Origin of the sequence: Flagellimonas sp. S3867 (assembly GCF_014698935.1) — a bacterium.
Lineage (GTDB): Bacteria > Bacteroidota > Bacteroidia > Flavobacteriales > Flavobacteriaceae > Flagellimonas.
Map to the genome: position 1 here is coordinate 922,843 of NZ_JACVMN010000001.1, position 13,922 is coordinate 936,764.

The window sequence follows — 13,922 nt, forward strand, 5'->3', positions numbered from 1 at the left end:
GGAAGATATAAATGTTGTGAAACAAGGTTTTGGAAAGGTGAAAGTCTTATTTGCCAAATGTATTCTCAAAGCCTAGTAGAGTACCCTGAACTTAATGGTATTTTCCACATTTTTGAGCGCTCTTACCACTTCTTTGTTATATTCCTTGTCCAAATCGGTAATTACATAACCAACTTCACTATCTGTGGACAGGTATTGACCCGTAATATTCATCTCATATTCGGCTAAAACCTTACTGATCTCGGCCATTATTCCAGGAACATTTTTGTGGATATGCAGAAACCTATGGGAATTAATTTGTTTTGGCAGTCGAATGTTAGGAAAGTTAACCGCATCTACCGTATTTCCAGAATTGATATAATCCATGATTTTGTTTGGCACAAAATCAGCTATATCGCGCTGGGCTTCCTCAGTACTTCCCCCAACGTGAGGAGTAAGAATCACATTTGGAATACCTTGCAACGAAGTTTCAAAACTTCCATTACTGCGGGGTTCCGAAGGGTATACATCTACAGCGGCTCCACTCAATTTTCCAATTTTAAGAGCATTGGTAAGGGCTTCAATGTCAACTACAAAACCTCTGGATAGATTAATGAGCATAGCACCATCTCTCATTTGGTTGATTTCATGCTCACCAATAAAATTCTTGTTTGCTTTGTTGTCATCCACATGAAGTGTCACCACATCGGAAATGGAGAGTAAATCCTCAAGACTGCTACATTTTGTGGCATTACCCAATGCCAATTTATCCGCAACGTCATAATAATAAACGCGCATACCAACAGCTTCCGCCAAAACGGACATCTGTTTTCCAATGTTGCCATACCCGACAATACCAAGGTTTTTACCGCGAACCTCTCTTGAGTTAATGGCAGTTTTGTTCCATTCTCCTTTATGGATTTCGCTACTACGTGTAAAAACATTACGCATTAGCATAATAATTTGTCCTAATGCCAACTCAACTACCGAACGTGTATTGCTGTATGGTGCGTTGAAAACAACTACTCCTTTCCTTTTTGCCGCTTCAAGGTTAATTTGAGTAGTTCCGATACAAAAAGCACCTACTACCAATAGTTTATTGGCCGCTTCCAATACCTTTTCGGTTACTTGGGTCTTCGAACGAATTCCCAGCACATGGACGCCTTTAATTTTTTCGATAAGCTCTTCTTCGGGAAGACTATGTTTGACCAACTCCACTGAAAAACCATCCTCAGAAAGGTTGTCGAATGCAGCTGGGTGTACATTTTCAAGCAACAAAATCTTAATTCTGTTCTTGGGATATGAAAGGTTTCTAGGCAAATCGTTTACAAATAAAAATTCATCCAAATTTGGAGTCACATGATCCGCATTGTTCGCAGCTTTTTCGCGATGTACGTTTTCCGTATAGGCAAAAAACTTATCGGCAATTCCGGCCTCTCTCATCACATAATCACTATAGCCATCACCAATTACCTGCACCTCACCCTCCAAATCAAGTTTTTTCAGACACTCAATCTTACCATTGTGCGTCGCTAAAACATTTTCCTCATCAAAACCGACAATATTTCCCTCATCATCAAATTTGAAGGTATTGGCATATACACGTTCCGACGGAATGTTATATGCTTCAACAATAGGATCTATAAACTCCTTAAAGCCACATGAAATTACATAAATATCGTCAGAAAATTTCTCGAAGAACTCTTTGTTGGAGGCAATTGACTTTGAAATCTTCTGGTGCAATTCGCTTACCAAACCATCTAAATCATTCCTATGCGCATTCAGAAGACGTATCCTTCTCTCTAAAGATTCGGTAAAAGAAATATCACCATCTATACCCAGATTGGTAATGTTTTGGATTTCTTGAATAATCTCTTCCTTGTTCGATTTGCCCTGAAGTGTCATCTCGGCCAAAACATCCAATGCTTCTACCCTTGTAAGGGTACTGTCAAAATCAAAAACGTACTTGCGTCCCACCTCTATCATGAATTGCTTCAAAAATTAAGAGCTAAAATTAAACATAAAATCCATCCACGGAATGGGATGCGCTCAAAATGGACCTATAAATGTGGATATATCAAAAATCAGGGGTAAAAAGTTTCAAAATGGCATTTACATAGCCATTTTTAGGTTCAAAACCAACGTCGGGTCGCTTTACAATAGGCCTTGTATGCCTTACCAAACATTTTGGTAAGTGCCTTTTCTTCATGTTTGATCTGAAAGTGGTTCATATAATACACAAAACCGGCTGCTAAAAGTGTATTAAATGCGTTGCCCAGTTTTAATCCAAAAGCCAGTAACATTAAAAGCATTCCCAAATACATTGGGTTTCGTGAATATTTGAAAATTCCGTTGGTCACCAAGGTGCTGGTTTTTGACAAATCCATCGGATTTGTGGTGGTTTTCGCCCGGACAAACTGAATGATTCCAAAAAGGATAACCAAAATCGCCATCGCAAACAGGAAGGTTGATAACTCCTTTCTCCCAAAAAACTCAAAATCACCGACCGGTAAAAACTTGGCAAGGAGGTACATCAGAAATCCAAAAATCAACATGACCAGAGCAGGTATAATCTTCATTTAAAATGGAATAAAGTGAGGTTCGAAATTACTACTTTTGGCTTTCCATTTACAAACCTTGTTTTGAAAATTGTTTTTGCCACCCACAACGCAAATAAACTTGAAGAGGTCAGAAAGTTGCTTCCCAAGGAAATCCAACTGCTATCTCTTGATGATATCGGATGCTCTGAGGACATTCCTGAAACCGGTAAAACTTTAGAGGAAAATGCCAAAATCAAAGCTGATTATGTAACCCAAGGTTACGGTTTGGATTGTTTTTCTGATGACACAGGACTTCTTGTAGATGCTTTACAAGGTGCACCCGGTGTTTATTCGGCGCGATATGCCGGAGAACAAAAAAGTGCCCAGGGCAATATGGTCAAAATTTTAAGTGAGCTTAACGGCAATGGCAACAGGAATGCCTATTTTAAAACGGTGATTCATTTAAATCTTCAGAATCATAGCTACGTTTTTGAGGGTATTGTCAACGGCCAAATTACGGAAGAGCAACATGGTTCCGGTGGTTTTGGCTATGACCCCATATTTAAACCTGAAGGGTTTGAGCAAACTTTTGGTGAGCTTCCAATGGAAACCAAAAATTCCATAAGTCACAGAGCCAGAGCAGTTCAGAAACTGGTTGACTTTCTTAAAAACCAATCAAGCTAGTTAAAAGTCTTTAAATAAGTGTACCTTTGCGCCTTTATTAACGCCGCCGGTATGGGCAAGGTGTTGCGAGGGGCTCGAATAGGTATTACAAAATCGCTCTATGCAACACAACATATTTGCGATTTAAGGTATATACCAAAATGTCAAAATTTGAAACCCTGGGGTTGGACAAACCCCTATTGGATGCTATATCCGATCTTGGATTTGAAACTCCATCAGAAGTACAAGAAAAATCAATCCCTATTTTATTGGAGCAAGAGACCGATTTAGTCGCTCTTGCACAAACAGGAACAGGAAAAACCGCCGCATTTGGTTTTCCCATGATCCAAAAGATTCAGGCAGAGAGTAGGACCACCCAAGGGCTAATCCTCTCCCCGACCCGTGAACTTTGTTTGCAGATCACCAATGAACTTAAATTATACTCCAAATATGTCAAGGGACTAAATACCGTTGCCATTTATGGAGGAGCGAGCATAACCGATCAAGCACGGCAAATAAAACGTGGTGCCCAAATTGTTGTTGCCACCCCGGGCAGGATGAAGGATATGATCGGCAGAGGCATGGTCGATATTTCCAAAATCGATTATTGTGTGCTCGATGAAGCAGATGAAATGCTGAACATGGGCTTTTATGAGGATATCAAGGATATTCTTTCCAATACGCCCGAAGAAAAATTCACTTGGTTGTTTTCGGCAACCATGCCCAAAGAAGTTGGCTCCATCGCCAAAAAATTCATGCGTAAACCTGTGGAGATAACCGTGGGAACCAAAAATGCAGGAGTATCTACGGTACAACATGAGTATTATTTGGTAGGTGGCCGTGACCGTTATCCTGCCCTAAAACGCTTGGCAGATGCAAATCCTGGCATTTTCTCTGTGATATTTTGCCGTACCAAACGCGATACGCAAAGAGTAGCCGAAAAACTTATTGAAGATGGTTATAATGCAGGAGCTTTGCACGGAGATCTTAGCCAAAACCAACGTGATTTGGTCATGAATTCCTTCCGAAAAAAGCAGGTTCAAATGCTAGTGGCCACTGATGTTGCGGCTCGTGGAATTGATGTTGATGATATTACACACGTTATCAATTATCAGCTTCCGGATGAGATAGAAACCTACACCCACCGAAGCGGACGAACAGGTAGAGCTGGTAAATCTGGAATTTCGATGGTCATAGTTACTCGTTCTGAAACTCGGAAGATCAAGGCGATTGAAAAGAAAATCAAACAGGATTTTATCTCTAAAAAAATTCCCACCGGAATTGAAATCTGTGAGATACAGCTATACCATCTGGCCAATAGGATCAAAGAAACCGAAGTCAATACAGAAATTGACAATTACCTTCCTGCCATCAACGATGTACTCGATGGTTTGGATAGAGAGGAACTGATCAAAAAAATTGTCTCGGTTGAATTTACCCGCTTCTATAACTATTATAGTAAAACCCGTGATCTTAATTCTACCGAAGGTAGTCGGGATAGAGGTGAACGTGGATCAAAAAGTGATGCCCCATCAAATGGGTCAGTGCGATACTTTATCAATGTAGGTGAACGGGATGGATACGATTGGATGTCCTTAAAAGATTTTCTACGGGAAACCTTAAACTTGGAAAAAGAGGATGTCTTTAATGTTGACACCAAGGATAGCTTTTCATTCTTCAACTCCGATGCTCAGCATACCGAATTCATTCTTCAAACATTTACAGAATTTAAAGTCAATGGTCGCTTTATCAATGTAGAAGTTTCGAAAGACCCTGGAGGGGCAAGAAAAGGTAGAAATCGAGACAGAAAAAGAGGACATCGAAAAGGTGGTGATGGCGGATATAGAAAAGGCGGTGACACTAAATCCTTTAGAGGAGGTAAAAAAGGTGGTTCTGGTAGAAGAGGTGGCAAAAAGAAGCCCGGTTTCTATTAGTTAATTCTATATTAAATAGGAGGACACTCATGTTTATTTTTGTTTGTTTAGTACTTTTATACCTACAACGATTGCATGAGAAGAAAGTTACTTATACTATTTGCCTTAGTTTCTGCTATTGGTTATTCCCAGGATGACAATGAAATCCCTTTAGAGGGTGAACTCAATGCAACCGTGGTCAACGCCCAGACCAGTTTTCCTTTGGAAAGTGTACACATCATCAACCTGAACAAGGTTGTGGGTACCATTACCAACCAAAAAGGAAAATTTAGCATTAGAGCTGCCGTAAATGACACCCTGTATCTTTCTTTTTTGGGTTTTAAATCACAAAAAGTACGGGTGACCAACGACATGTTCAAGTTTGAGGACACAGAAATAGCACTTACCGAATTGGCCTATGCATTGGAAGAAGTCATTGTAAGACCTTACCAGTTAACCGGTTATTTGGAGATTGATGTAAAGAACCTGCCTATAAACAACGCCTATCAATATAGTATTTCGGGGCTTTCCAAGAGTTACGAAGCGGGCAACAAGAACCCTAGCGCAGTAACCAAAGTTTTAGGAGCTATTCTAAATCCAGCTGATCTTTTACGTAATCTTTTCGGCAAAAAACCAAGGCAAATGCGCAAATTAAGACAGATGAAGGAAGATGATGATATAAGAAATCTGTTGGCCTCCAAATTTGACAGAGAGACGTTGACAGAGCTTCTTCAGCTTGAAAAAGTTGATATTCAAGATATTTTGAACAACTGCAATTATTCGAAATCGTTTATAAACACTGCGAACGACCTGCAGATTCTTGATGCCATCTCTAGCTGCTACGAAGAGTATAAAGTACTGAACAGACGCTGATATTGATGCTTTTCCATGGGTGCTATCCCCTGTTGAAACGGTAAATAAATTTTATATTTCCGTATTCATTTTATAGTTTTAGACAAAATCCCAAAAAATGAAAAAACTACTTGCTATCATGTCCCTATTGTCTTTTCTTTTGGGTTGTAAAGAAGTACAAAAAAAACCTCAAGAAGATACGCAGGTGGTTGAAAATCAAATTGAAGAAAAGAAAGTTCCCTTTGTTTGGGAAGGCGCAAATGTCTATTTCCTTTTAACCGATCGTTTTAATAAGGGAAATGCAGAATCCGCTACCCATTTTGATAGAAATGAGGAAACAGCCCTTCTTCGAGGTTTTGAAGGAGGGGATTTGACCGGTATTACCCAAAAAATAGAAGAAGGATACTTTACCGACCTGGGCATCAATGCCATTTGGTTTACCCCTATTGTTGAACAGGTTCACGGTCCTACCAACGAAGGCACAGGAAACACTTATGGCTACCATGGCTATTGGGCCAAGGATTGGACCGCTATTGACCCCAATTTTGGGACACGTAAAGATTTGGAGAAACTGGTAAAAACCGCACATTCCAAAGGAATTCGCGTGTTGTTGGATGTAGTTTTGAATCATACCGGGCCGGTAACCGAAAAAGACCCTGTTTGGCCTGAAGATTGGGTAAGAACAGGACCCAAATGCGAGTTTACCACCTACGAAAACACTACCGCTTGCACATTGGTAGAGAATCTTCCTGATATTTTAACAGAATCTGATGAGCCCGTAGAGCTTCCCGATGCCCTTTTGGCCAAATGGAAAGAAGAAGGCCGATTAAGTCAAGAGTTGGACGAACTTCAGTTGTTCTTTGAGCGTACCGGGTATCCTAGAGCACCGCGTTTTTATATCATAAAATGGCTTACCGATTATATCAATGATTTTGGTGTAGATGGTTTTCGCGTGGATACTGTGAAACACGTAAACGAAAACGCGTGGACAGATTTGTACACGGAAGCGACTTATGCATTTGAAACATGGAAGAAGAAAAATCCGAAACACGTGCTGGACGACTGCTCATTCTATATGGTTGGGGAGGTTTACAATTATGGGATTTCAGGTGGACGTGAATTCGATTTTGGAGATAAAAAGGTAGATTACTTTGACTACGGTTTTAAAAGTCTCATCAATTTCGATTTAAAAACTGATGCCCAAAAGGATTACGAAACTATTTTCAAGAAATACAACAAACTGCTCAACACCAAACTCAAAGGGAAAAGTGTCTTGAACTATCTCACATCCCATGATGATGGTAGTCCTTTTGACAAAGAACGCAAAAGACCTTTTTACACGGCCAATGTATTACTGTTGACTCCCGGAGCATCACAAGTGTACTATGGCGATGAAACTGCAAGAAGTTTGATTATCGAAGGTACTGAGGGAGATGCCACTCTGCGTTCGTTTATGAATTGGGAAGAATTGGATAGCCTGCCCCAAACCCAAAAAATACACAAGCACTGGCAAAAATTAGGACAGTTTCGAAGAAATCATCCCGCAGTTGGTGCTGGACGTCACAAAAGATTGGCTAAATCGCCTTACGTATTTTCCAGAACCTATATGGATGGGGATTACAAGGATAAGGTTGTGGTCGGTTTGGATTTACCTAAAGGTAAAAAATCCCTTTGGGTAAAGGGATTCTTTGGTGATGGCACAAAATTGTTTGACACCTATTCTGAAACAGAGGTTATGGTCAATAAGGGAAAAGTTATTCTCGAAAATGACTTTGATATTGCCCTTTTAGAATTGGTTGAATAATTATTCTCTGGAATGCAATGCAATTCGATTCCCCTCAGAATCTGAAAATACGCCCATATACCCAATATCTGGACTTATCTGTGTTTTTGGCCTAATGATTTTTCCTCCGGCACTTTCAATTCGGTCCAATTCATTTTGCACATTGGAGCTGGCAAAATATATCAGTACGCCATCAGTCTCACTGGGTTTATAACTCTCTTGCTGAATTAAGGAGCCATTGGCTCCGGGCTTTCCTTCAGCCCATGGAAACCATCCCATTAGAGTACCTCCAAAATCCTGTACTTGAACGTCTATCTGAAAAACCGCATCGTAAAAAGCTTTGGCCCGATCCATGTTCGTAACCGGAATTTCAAACCAGCCTACCATATTTTGTTCCATAATTATTTCTCTAAAACCGCTTTTAAACTGGCTAACCCTTCTTCAAAATCTCCGCCAACAGCCTTGTCCATATTCATGAACAACATAAAAATACTGGTCGGGAATTTGTTTTTTCCTGAAAAGCCCCAAGTAACCTTAGTGTTACCTGAACCTACATCTTCCGTAATTAAATAAGCATCAGAAGTGGATTTCCATGGCTTTAAGAAACGGAGTTCAGATTCAACACGCTCACCATCCACAATTTTAGTTAACTCTTGCTCCCCTTCACCAACCTCTTTGTTCCCAAGCCAATAACTCGTAGCTCCCACTTCTCCATCAGTTCCTGTGAACTTCTTTTCCATATTGGGGTCTTTTTTATTCCAAGGGGACCATGCATCTTGATTTTTCAAAAAACGAAGATTCTCAAAAACTTCATTCTTGGGTTTGGCAATTTCTATAGATCTAGAGACGTCATAGCTTTTTGGCGCGATCATTGCCAATATCAGAATCAATAAAACGATTCCTGCTAAAATGTAAAGTAGTGTAGTCATTTGATTTAAAAATTGGTTACCTCCTAAAATACAAAAAAGTTCATTTTGTATGGTATCTGTCTATAATACCTTCCACATCTTTGATGGTTTTTTTGGTCCAATCCAATCGTTTTTCAAGGATTTCCTCTTCCAAAAGTTCCCAATCCGCATCAGATTCCCTCAGTTTTTGGGTCAATTGTTGGATAATAATTGCTGCAGAAACGGAAATATTAAGGCTTTCGGAGAAACCGACCATCGGAATTTTCAAATAGCCATCAGCCCTCTGCATCACTTCATCACTCAGACCTTCTTTTTCAGTTCCAAAAAAGAGGGCAGTTTTGGTGTTCATTTTAAAATCAGCCAGAAATTGCGAATCATTATGAGGGGTTGTTGCAATAATTTGATAGCCCATGTCCTTCAACCTGCCAATGCATTGCGTTGTCGTCTGATATCGGCTTACATCTACCCATTGCTCTGCACCCATTGCAATATTTTTGTCCAATCGTTGTCCAAACCGGTCCTCAATCACGTGGACCTCTTGAAGTCCAAAAGCATCACAACTCCGAATTACTGCGCTAGTGTTATGAAGTTGAAATACGTCTTCGATTGCAACCGTAAGAAACTTGGTCCTGTTTTGGAGTACCTCTAAAAAACGCTGTTTGCGTTCTTTGGTTAGGTAGCCTTCCAGATATGTCAATAAATCATGGTCGAACATAAACACCAAAATAACGAAAATTGAATTTCTTATTTTTGAAAGTATCCCTTAAGGGGACTTTAAGGGTGTCCAAAACTACCATAAATGACAAAAAAGAAAATAGTTGTCCTCACCGGAGCGGGAATGAGTGCCGAAAGTGGTTTGAAGACTTTCAGGGATGCCAACGGTCTTTGGGAAGGTCACGATGTAATGGAAGTTGCCTCACCCCAAGGTTTTGCAAAAAATCCGGAATTGGTTCTTGAATTTTACAATCAGCGACGAAGACAACTTTTGGAAGTTTCTCCAAACACAGGACACCAAGCTTTGGTTACTTTGGAAGAACATTTTGATGTGAGCATCGTTACCCAAAATGTGGACAATCTGCACGAACAGGCGGGAAGTTCAAATGTGATTCATTTACATGGAGAATTGTTCAAAGTACGTAGTATTGCTAATGAAAATCATGTCTTGGATTGGAAAAAAGACCTGGTTTTAGGGGATTTGGATGAAAATGGACATCAATTAAGGCCACATATTGTTTGGTTTGGTGAAATGGTCCCAATGCTGGAAACCGCTGCATACATCACCCAACAAGCTGATATTTTAATTATCATAGGCACTTCTATGCAGGTATACCCCGCAGCCAGTTTAATCAATTATGCTCCTCAGGAAACTCCCATATATTTTGTAGATCCACGACCCAACATCAGTGCTTCAGGCTATAAAAATTTGGTGATTATTTCCACAACTGCTACGGAAGGTGTCCCTACTCTTGTTGCTCAGCTATCTCGTAATTAGATCTAGCCTTTTTTGCCCAATCCATCAATAATTTCTTCTGGTCTTCGGAAAGTCTTGCATCCTGGTGTGTCCAGGTATACGAATTCAGCGGCATCTCTCCCTCTCCTACTTCTTCTATCAACTCTTCCAGTTTATGGTCCTTCTTTTTAACGGTATAGTTTTCCCAACCAGAAAAGTCCAAATGCTCGCGACCTTCTTCGATATGGCTGTCCAACCAATAGGAAACGGGGGCAATATTATTGTACCAAGGATAGCGTGTGTTCGCACTGTGACAATCATAACAAGCAGTTTTCAAAACCATCTTTACGGCTTCAGAAGGTTTTGTTTCCGATTCAAAAGTTGCAACATACGTATTAAGATCAGCTTGGTTTTTTGCAGGTCGGTAGAATTGCATTCCAATTAGTACAATCAATAAGAATATGGCCGTTTTTTTTGCTATTTTCATCACTCGCATTTTAGTAAAAATAAGTTTTTGTGACAGAACAGCAATTGCACATCGCGTTAAATTCAGGTCGGCTTTCCAAGGCGGAAATAAATCAACTTGTTGATCAATTGTCTACACAACCTGAGTTGACCGGATATTTGCTTCAGGAAGTATTTGATCAGGACAGCACTGATTCGTTCAGTGCCAGTTGGACATTTGATCATTTGATGCGAAAAAAATTGGTGTACCTCCTGCCGCATTTTGAAAAATTTACCCAAGGCTTGGCAGGGTTAAAATCCGAATCCATCATCAGGTCCATGGCACATGTGTGCGAATTTTCAATGGAAGCTTATTTTAAGATAAAGGACAGCGTTTTTACAAAAAATATAACTTCAGAACAGTTGGAACGCATATTAACTGCCTGTTTTGATTGGTTAATCGGCAACCACAAAGTGGCAGCCAAAGTTTTTGCCATGAGCAGTTTATACTATTTGGGCCAAAAATACGACTGGGTTCACCCTGAACTAAAAATGGTATTGGAACAACAGCAGCATAATGACAGTGCCGGGTACAAATCCAGAGCGAGAAAAACATTGACAGAATTGAAGAAACTTGGCTTTTAAACTCCTTAACTAATAAGTATCTTTGCGCTTTCATAAAAAGCGGTCAATGTCTTTAAACCAACTTAATGCCATCTCTCCTATCGATGGCAGATATCGAAACAAAACTGAAGCTTTAGGGAATTATTTTTCGGAAGAAGCACTGATAAAATATCGGGTTCAAGTGGAAATTGAATATTTTATTGCGCTTTGCGAGATTCCGCTGCCGCAATTGGCCGATTTTGACACCTCCAAGTTTTCTGAACTTCAGAAAATCTATCAAAATTTTTCGGTTGATGATGCTACTGTCATTAAAGACATTGAAAAGACCACAAACCATGATGTAAAAGCGGTTGAATATTTTATCAAACAAAAGTTTGATGCTCTTGGATTTGAAAAACACAAGGAGTTTATACATTTTGGGTTGACCTCTCAAGATATTAATAACACTGCCATTCCATTGTCCATCAAAGAGGCAATGAACGATGTTTATGTACCACTTTATTTTGAAGTTTTTGAAAAACTAAAAGCTTTGGCATCAGAATGGGCAGATATTCCCATGTTGGCCCGAACCCATGGACAGCCGGCCTCCCCAACTCGATTGGGCAAGGAAATCGATGTTTTTGTGGAACGCCTGAAAGAGCAGTTCAACTTATTGAACGATATTCCAAGTGCTGCGAAATTTGGTGGCGCAACCGGAAATTATAACGCGCATAAGGTTGCTTATCCAGCAATTGATTGGAAAGCTTTTGGGCAGCAATTTGTCCAAGAGAAATTAGGGCTATACCATTCCTTCCCTACTACGCAAATTGAACATTATGATCATATGGCGGCTTTGTTCGATTGTTTGAAGCGCATCAACACCATTTATATTGATTTGAATCGGGACATCTGGACCTATATTTCTATGGACTATTTCAAGCAGAGAATCAAAAAAGGTGAAGTTGGTTCCTCAGCCATGCCTCACAAAGTGAATCCTATTGATTTTGAAAATTCTGAAGGAAATTTAGGTTTGGCCAATGCCATTTTTGAACATTTGTCGGCAAAATTGCCGGTCTCGAGATTACAGCGTGACCTAACGGACAGTACGGTGCTTAGAAATGTCGGTGTGCCTTTTGCACATACGCAAGTGGCCTTCTTGTCAACCCTCAAAGGATTGAACAAATTGGTTTTGCATGCGGAAAAATTTGAGCAGGACTTGGAAAATAACTGGGCTGTGGTGGCGGAGGCCATTCAGACCATTTTAAGACGCGAGGGTTATCCCAACCCATACGAAGCCCTTAAGGGCTTGACACGAACCAACGAAAAGATTACCCAAAAATCCATTGCTGATTTTATCGATACCCTCAAAGTTTCGGATACGATAAAAGGTGAGCTTAAACAAATAACTCCAGCGAATTATACAGGGGTTTGATGAGGTTCTGGCTGAACACTTTTGCAGGTTCAACGTGATAGTTATTTTTTACCCCTCTTTATGGATTTCTACCTGATGTGGGTATGGAATTTCTATTCCTGCACCATCCAAGGCCAGTTTACAGTTTTCATAGGTCGCAAAATAAACATCCCAATAATCTTCCGGTCTGCAAAATGGACGCACGGCAAAGTTTACCGAGCTATCGGCCAATTCCATTACATTTACTGAAGGTGCCGGGTCTGTCAAAACTTGTGTATTGGAGGTCAATACATTCATCAAGACTTCTTTGGTCTTTTTAATGTCTTCTCCATAGCCAACTCCAATAACGGTATCCACTCTAATCTTGCCTTCAGCAGTGTAATTAACAATGTTTCCATTGGCCATTGCACCATTAGGTACAATAGCCAATTTATTTTCGGGAGTGGTCAGTTTGGTCGTGAAAATCTCAATTTCCTTTACCACGCCCAAAACACCTTGGGCTTCAATCAAATCTCCTAGACGATAAGGTTTAAAAATCATGATCAAAACCCCTCCAGCAAAATTGGAAAGTGAACCTTGTAAAGCTAATCCAATGGCCAAACCGGCGGCAGCTATCACCGCGGCAAATGTGGTGACGTCCACTCCAAGTCTTGAAATCACTATAATAATCAAGAATACTTTAAGCGCCCAGGTACATAAATTGAGCAAGAATCTTTGTAGGGATTCGTCATATTTGCTCTTTGACATTACATTTCGTGTGGCTCCAATGATTCTTTTAATAACCCATGAACCGATAATATAGATGAGTATCGCTGTGATCAACTTAGGACCGAACTCTTTGGCCAGATCTAATCCGTAATCCATCCATTCCTGTGCTTTTTCCATAGTTATATTCTTGATTTGTTAGTGTTCTTGTTATGAGACACTAAGATAAAAAGAAGGTCACACAAAATGCATTAATCGTATAAAACAAAAACGGGCAACTAAAGTTACCCGCTAGCCCATTTATTGCCAATAGTCTTATAAAAATCACTCAACGGTTATGCGTAAGACAGTTAAAGATTTGCTGTAATCTTGATTTCCGGGTGATATTCTCCAGGTAATCTCAACAATATCAAGACCTTTAAAATCCTTTTTGGGAATGTAAACGAAGAACAGACCCCCTCTAACCCCGTCATATAAAATTTCACTCATTAAATGTGATCGCGCCTGTCTGGTAATACTATAACCTCCCTCAACTGGTAAATTTCCCAAATAATGGTACAGCTCTTGGTTTGATTTGGTCTTAATCTCTACCACGGTAACTGGAATGTCCTCTTCATTATCGCATGACACAACCAAAAAAATGATTGTGATAAAAAAGAATAATCTCATAA

Annotated in this window: 15 protein-coding genes; 7 read left to right on the plus strand and 8 right to left on the minus strand. The window is 39.9% G+C overall.

Annotation, left to right across the window (positions count from 1 at the left end; all coding sequences use genetic code 11):
• Window positions 1-72: 72 nt before the first annotated feature.
• Window positions 73-1,965 carry a phosphoglycerate dehydrogenase gene (gene serA / locus IAG46_RS04150; protein ID WP_190809747.1) on the minus strand — a complete coding sequence of 631 codons (1,893 nt, stop codon included), beginning with the start codon at window positions 1,963-1,965 and terminating at the stop codon, window positions 73-75.
• A gap of 146 nt (window positions 1,966-2,111) precedes the next feature.
• On the minus strand, window positions 2,112-2,558 hold the full coding sequence (locus IAG46_RS04155) for an isoprenylcysteine carboxylmethyltransferase family protein (protein WP_190809054.1): 447 nt from the start codon (window positions 2,556-2,558) through the stop codon (window positions 2,112-2,114).
• Window positions 2,559-2,621: 63 nt separating this feature from the next.
• On the opposite strand from IAG46_RS04155, the gene IAG46_RS04160 reads away from it, so the two are divergent.
• The 4 genes from IAG46_RS04160 to IAG46_RS04175 all read left to right on the plus strand — a co-directional run bounded on the left by IAG46_RS04160 (window position 2,622) and on the right by IAG46_RS04175 (window position 7,751).
• A complete protein-coding gene (locus IAG46_RS04160; protein ID WP_190809748.1) occupies window positions 2,622-3,203 on the plus strand; it encodes a non-canonical purine NTP diphosphatase in 582 nt (193 codons plus the stop codon).
• 140 nt (window positions 3,204-3,343) lie between these two features.
• A complete protein-coding gene (locus IAG46_RS04165) occupies window positions 3,344-5,116 on the plus strand; it encodes a DEAD/DEAH box helicase (protein ID WP_190809055.1) in 1,773 nt (590 codons plus the stop codon).
• 75 nt (window positions 5,117-5,191) lie between these two features.
• Window positions 5,192-5,968, plus strand: coding sequence for a carboxypeptidase-like regulatory domain-containing protein (locus IAG46_RS04170; protein ID WP_190809056.1), 777 nt, complete (start codon window positions 5,192-5,194; stop codon window positions 5,966-5,968).
• Between the two features lie 97 nt (window positions 5,969-6,065).
• Window positions 6,066-7,751 (plus strand): alpha-amylase family glycosyl hydrolase, encoded by a 1,686-nt coding sequence (locus IAG46_RS04175; protein WP_190809057.1) that lies wholly within the window; start codon window positions 6,066-6,068, stop codon window positions 7,749-7,751.
• Here IAG46_RS04175 and IAG46_RS04180 read toward each other — a convergent pair whose 3' ends face one another.
• Genes IAG46_RS04180 through IAG46_RS04190 form a run of 3 tightly spaced genes read right to left on the minus strand, consistent with a single transcriptional unit; the run spans window position 7,752 to window position 9,353 of the window.
• Window positions 7,752-8,129: a VOC family protein gene (locus IAG46_RS04180; RefSeq protein ID WP_190809058.1), complete on the minus strand. Its 378-nt coding sequence runs from the start codon at window positions 8,127-8,129 to the stop codon at window positions 7,752-7,754.
• 2 nt (window positions 8,130-8,131) lie between these two features.
• The gene (locus IAG46_RS04185) at window positions 8,132-8,659 is read right to left on the minus strand and encodes an SRPBCC family protein (RefSeq protein WP_190809059.1); all 528 of its coding nucleotides are present in this window, start codon (window positions 8,657-8,659) and stop codon (window positions 8,132-8,134) included.
• A gap of 40 nt (window positions 8,660-8,699) precedes the next feature.
• On the minus strand, window positions 8,700-9,353 hold the full coding sequence (locus IAG46_RS04190) for an RNA methyltransferase (protein ID WP_190809060.1): 654 nt from the start codon (window positions 9,351-9,353) through the stop codon (window positions 8,700-8,702).
• Between the two features lie 84 nt (window positions 9,354-9,437).
• On the opposite strand from IAG46_RS04190, the gene IAG46_RS04195 reads away from it, so the two are divergent.
• Window positions 9,438-10,130, plus strand: a complete 693-nt coding sequence (locus IAG46_RS04195) for an NAD-dependent deacylase (protein ID WP_190809061.1) — start codon at window positions 9,438-9,440, stop codon at window positions 10,128-10,130.
• Here IAG46_RS04195 and IAG46_RS04200 read toward each other — a convergent pair.
• Window positions 10,099-10,575 (minus strand): heme-binding domain-containing protein, encoded by a 477-nt coding sequence (locus tag IAG46_RS04200; protein ID WP_190809062.1) that lies wholly within the window; start codon window positions 10,573-10,575, stop codon window positions 10,099-10,101. The genes IAG46_RS04195 and IAG46_RS04200 overlap by 32 nt on opposite strands.
• A gap of 29 nt (window positions 10,576-10,604) precedes the next feature.
• Between IAG46_RS04200 and IAG46_RS04205 the strand changes: the two genes are divergently transcribed.
• Together IAG46_RS04205 and purB are read left to right on the plus strand one after the other, a co-directional pair.
• On the plus strand, window positions 10,605-11,177 hold the full coding sequence (locus IAG46_RS04205) for an adenylosuccinate lyase (protein ID WP_190809063.1): 573 nt from the start codon (window positions 10,605-10,607) through the stop codon (window positions 11,175-11,177).
• Window positions 11,178-11,223: 46 nt separating this feature from the next.
• Window positions 11,224-12,567 (plus strand): adenylosuccinate lyase, encoded by a 1,344-nt coding sequence (gene purB, locus IAG46_RS04210; protein ID WP_190809064.1) that lies wholly within the window; start codon window positions 11,224-11,226, stop codon window positions 12,565-12,567.
• Window positions 12,568-12,615: 48 nt separating this feature from the next.
• Here the strand turns inward: purB and IAG46_RS04215 are convergent, their stop codons facing one another.
• The gene (locus IAG46_RS04215) at window positions 12,616-13,431 is read right to left on the minus strand and encodes a mechanosensitive ion channel family protein (RefSeq protein WP_190809065.1); all 816 of its coding nucleotides are present in this window, start codon (window positions 13,429-13,431) and stop codon (window positions 12,616-12,618) included.
• Window positions 13,432-13,575: 144 nt separating this feature from the next.
• Complete coding sequence (locus tag IAG46_RS04220; RefSeq protein WP_190809066.1) at window positions 13,576-13,920, minus strand: hypothetical protein; 345 nt, start codon at window positions 13,918-13,920, stop codon at window positions 13,576-13,578.
• Window positions 13,921-13,922: the final 2 nt, after the last annotated feature.

Excerpts from the sequence above, each read along its gene's own strand:
- IAG46_RS04155 (WP_190809054.1), bottom strand. The coding sequence starts at position 2,558 with ATGAAGATTATACCTGCTCTGGTCATGTTGATTTTTGGATTTCTGATG.
- IAG46_RS04215 (WP_190809065.1), bottom strand. The coding sequence starts at position 13,431 with ATGGAAAAAGCACAGGAATGGATGGATTACGGATTAGATCTGGCCAAA.
- IAG46_RS04185 (WP_190809059.1), bottom strand. The coding sequence starts at position 8,659 with ATGACTACACTACTTTACATTTTAGCAGGAATCGTTTTATTGATTCTG.
- purB (WP_190809064.1), top strand. The coding sequence starts at position 11,224 with ATGTCTTTAAACCAACTTAATGCCATCTCTCCTATCGATGGCAGATAT.
- IAG46_RS04175 (WP_190809057.1), top strand. The coding sequence starts at position 6,066 with ATGAAAAAACTACTTGCTATCATGTCCCTATTGTCTTTTCTTTTGGGT.
- IAG46_RS04180 (WP_190809058.1), bottom strand. The coding sequence starts at position 8,129 with ATGGAACAAAATATGGTAGGCTGGTTTGAAATTCCGGTTACGAACATG.
- IAG46_RS04165 (WP_190809055.1), top strand. The coding sequence starts at position 3,344 with ATGTCAAAATTTGAAACCCTGGGGTTGGACAAACCCCTATTGGATGCT.
- serA (WP_190809747.1), bottom strand. The coding sequence starts at position 1,965 with ATGATAGAGGTGGGACGCAAGTACGTTTTTGATTTTGACAGTACCCTT.
- IAG46_RS04190 (WP_190809060.1), bottom strand. The coding sequence starts at position 9,353 with ATGTTCGACCATGATTTATTGACATATCTGGAAGGCTACCTAACCAAA.
- IAG46_RS04170 (WP_190809056.1), top strand. The coding sequence starts at position 5,192 with ATGAGAAGAAAGTTACTTATACTATTTGCCTTAGTTTCTGCTATTGGT.
- IAG46_RS04195 (WP_190809061.1), top strand. The coding sequence starts at position 9,438 with ATGACAAAAAAGAAAATAGTTGTCCTCACCGGAGCGGGAATGAGTGCC.
- IAG46_RS04220 (WP_190809066.1), bottom strand. The coding sequence starts at position 13,920 with ATGAGATTATTCTTTTTTATCACAATCATTTTTTTGGTTGTGTCATGC.
- IAG46_RS04200 (WP_190809062.1), bottom strand. The coding sequence starts at position 10,575 with ATGAAAATAGCAAAAAAAACGGCCATATTCTTATTGATTGTACTAATT.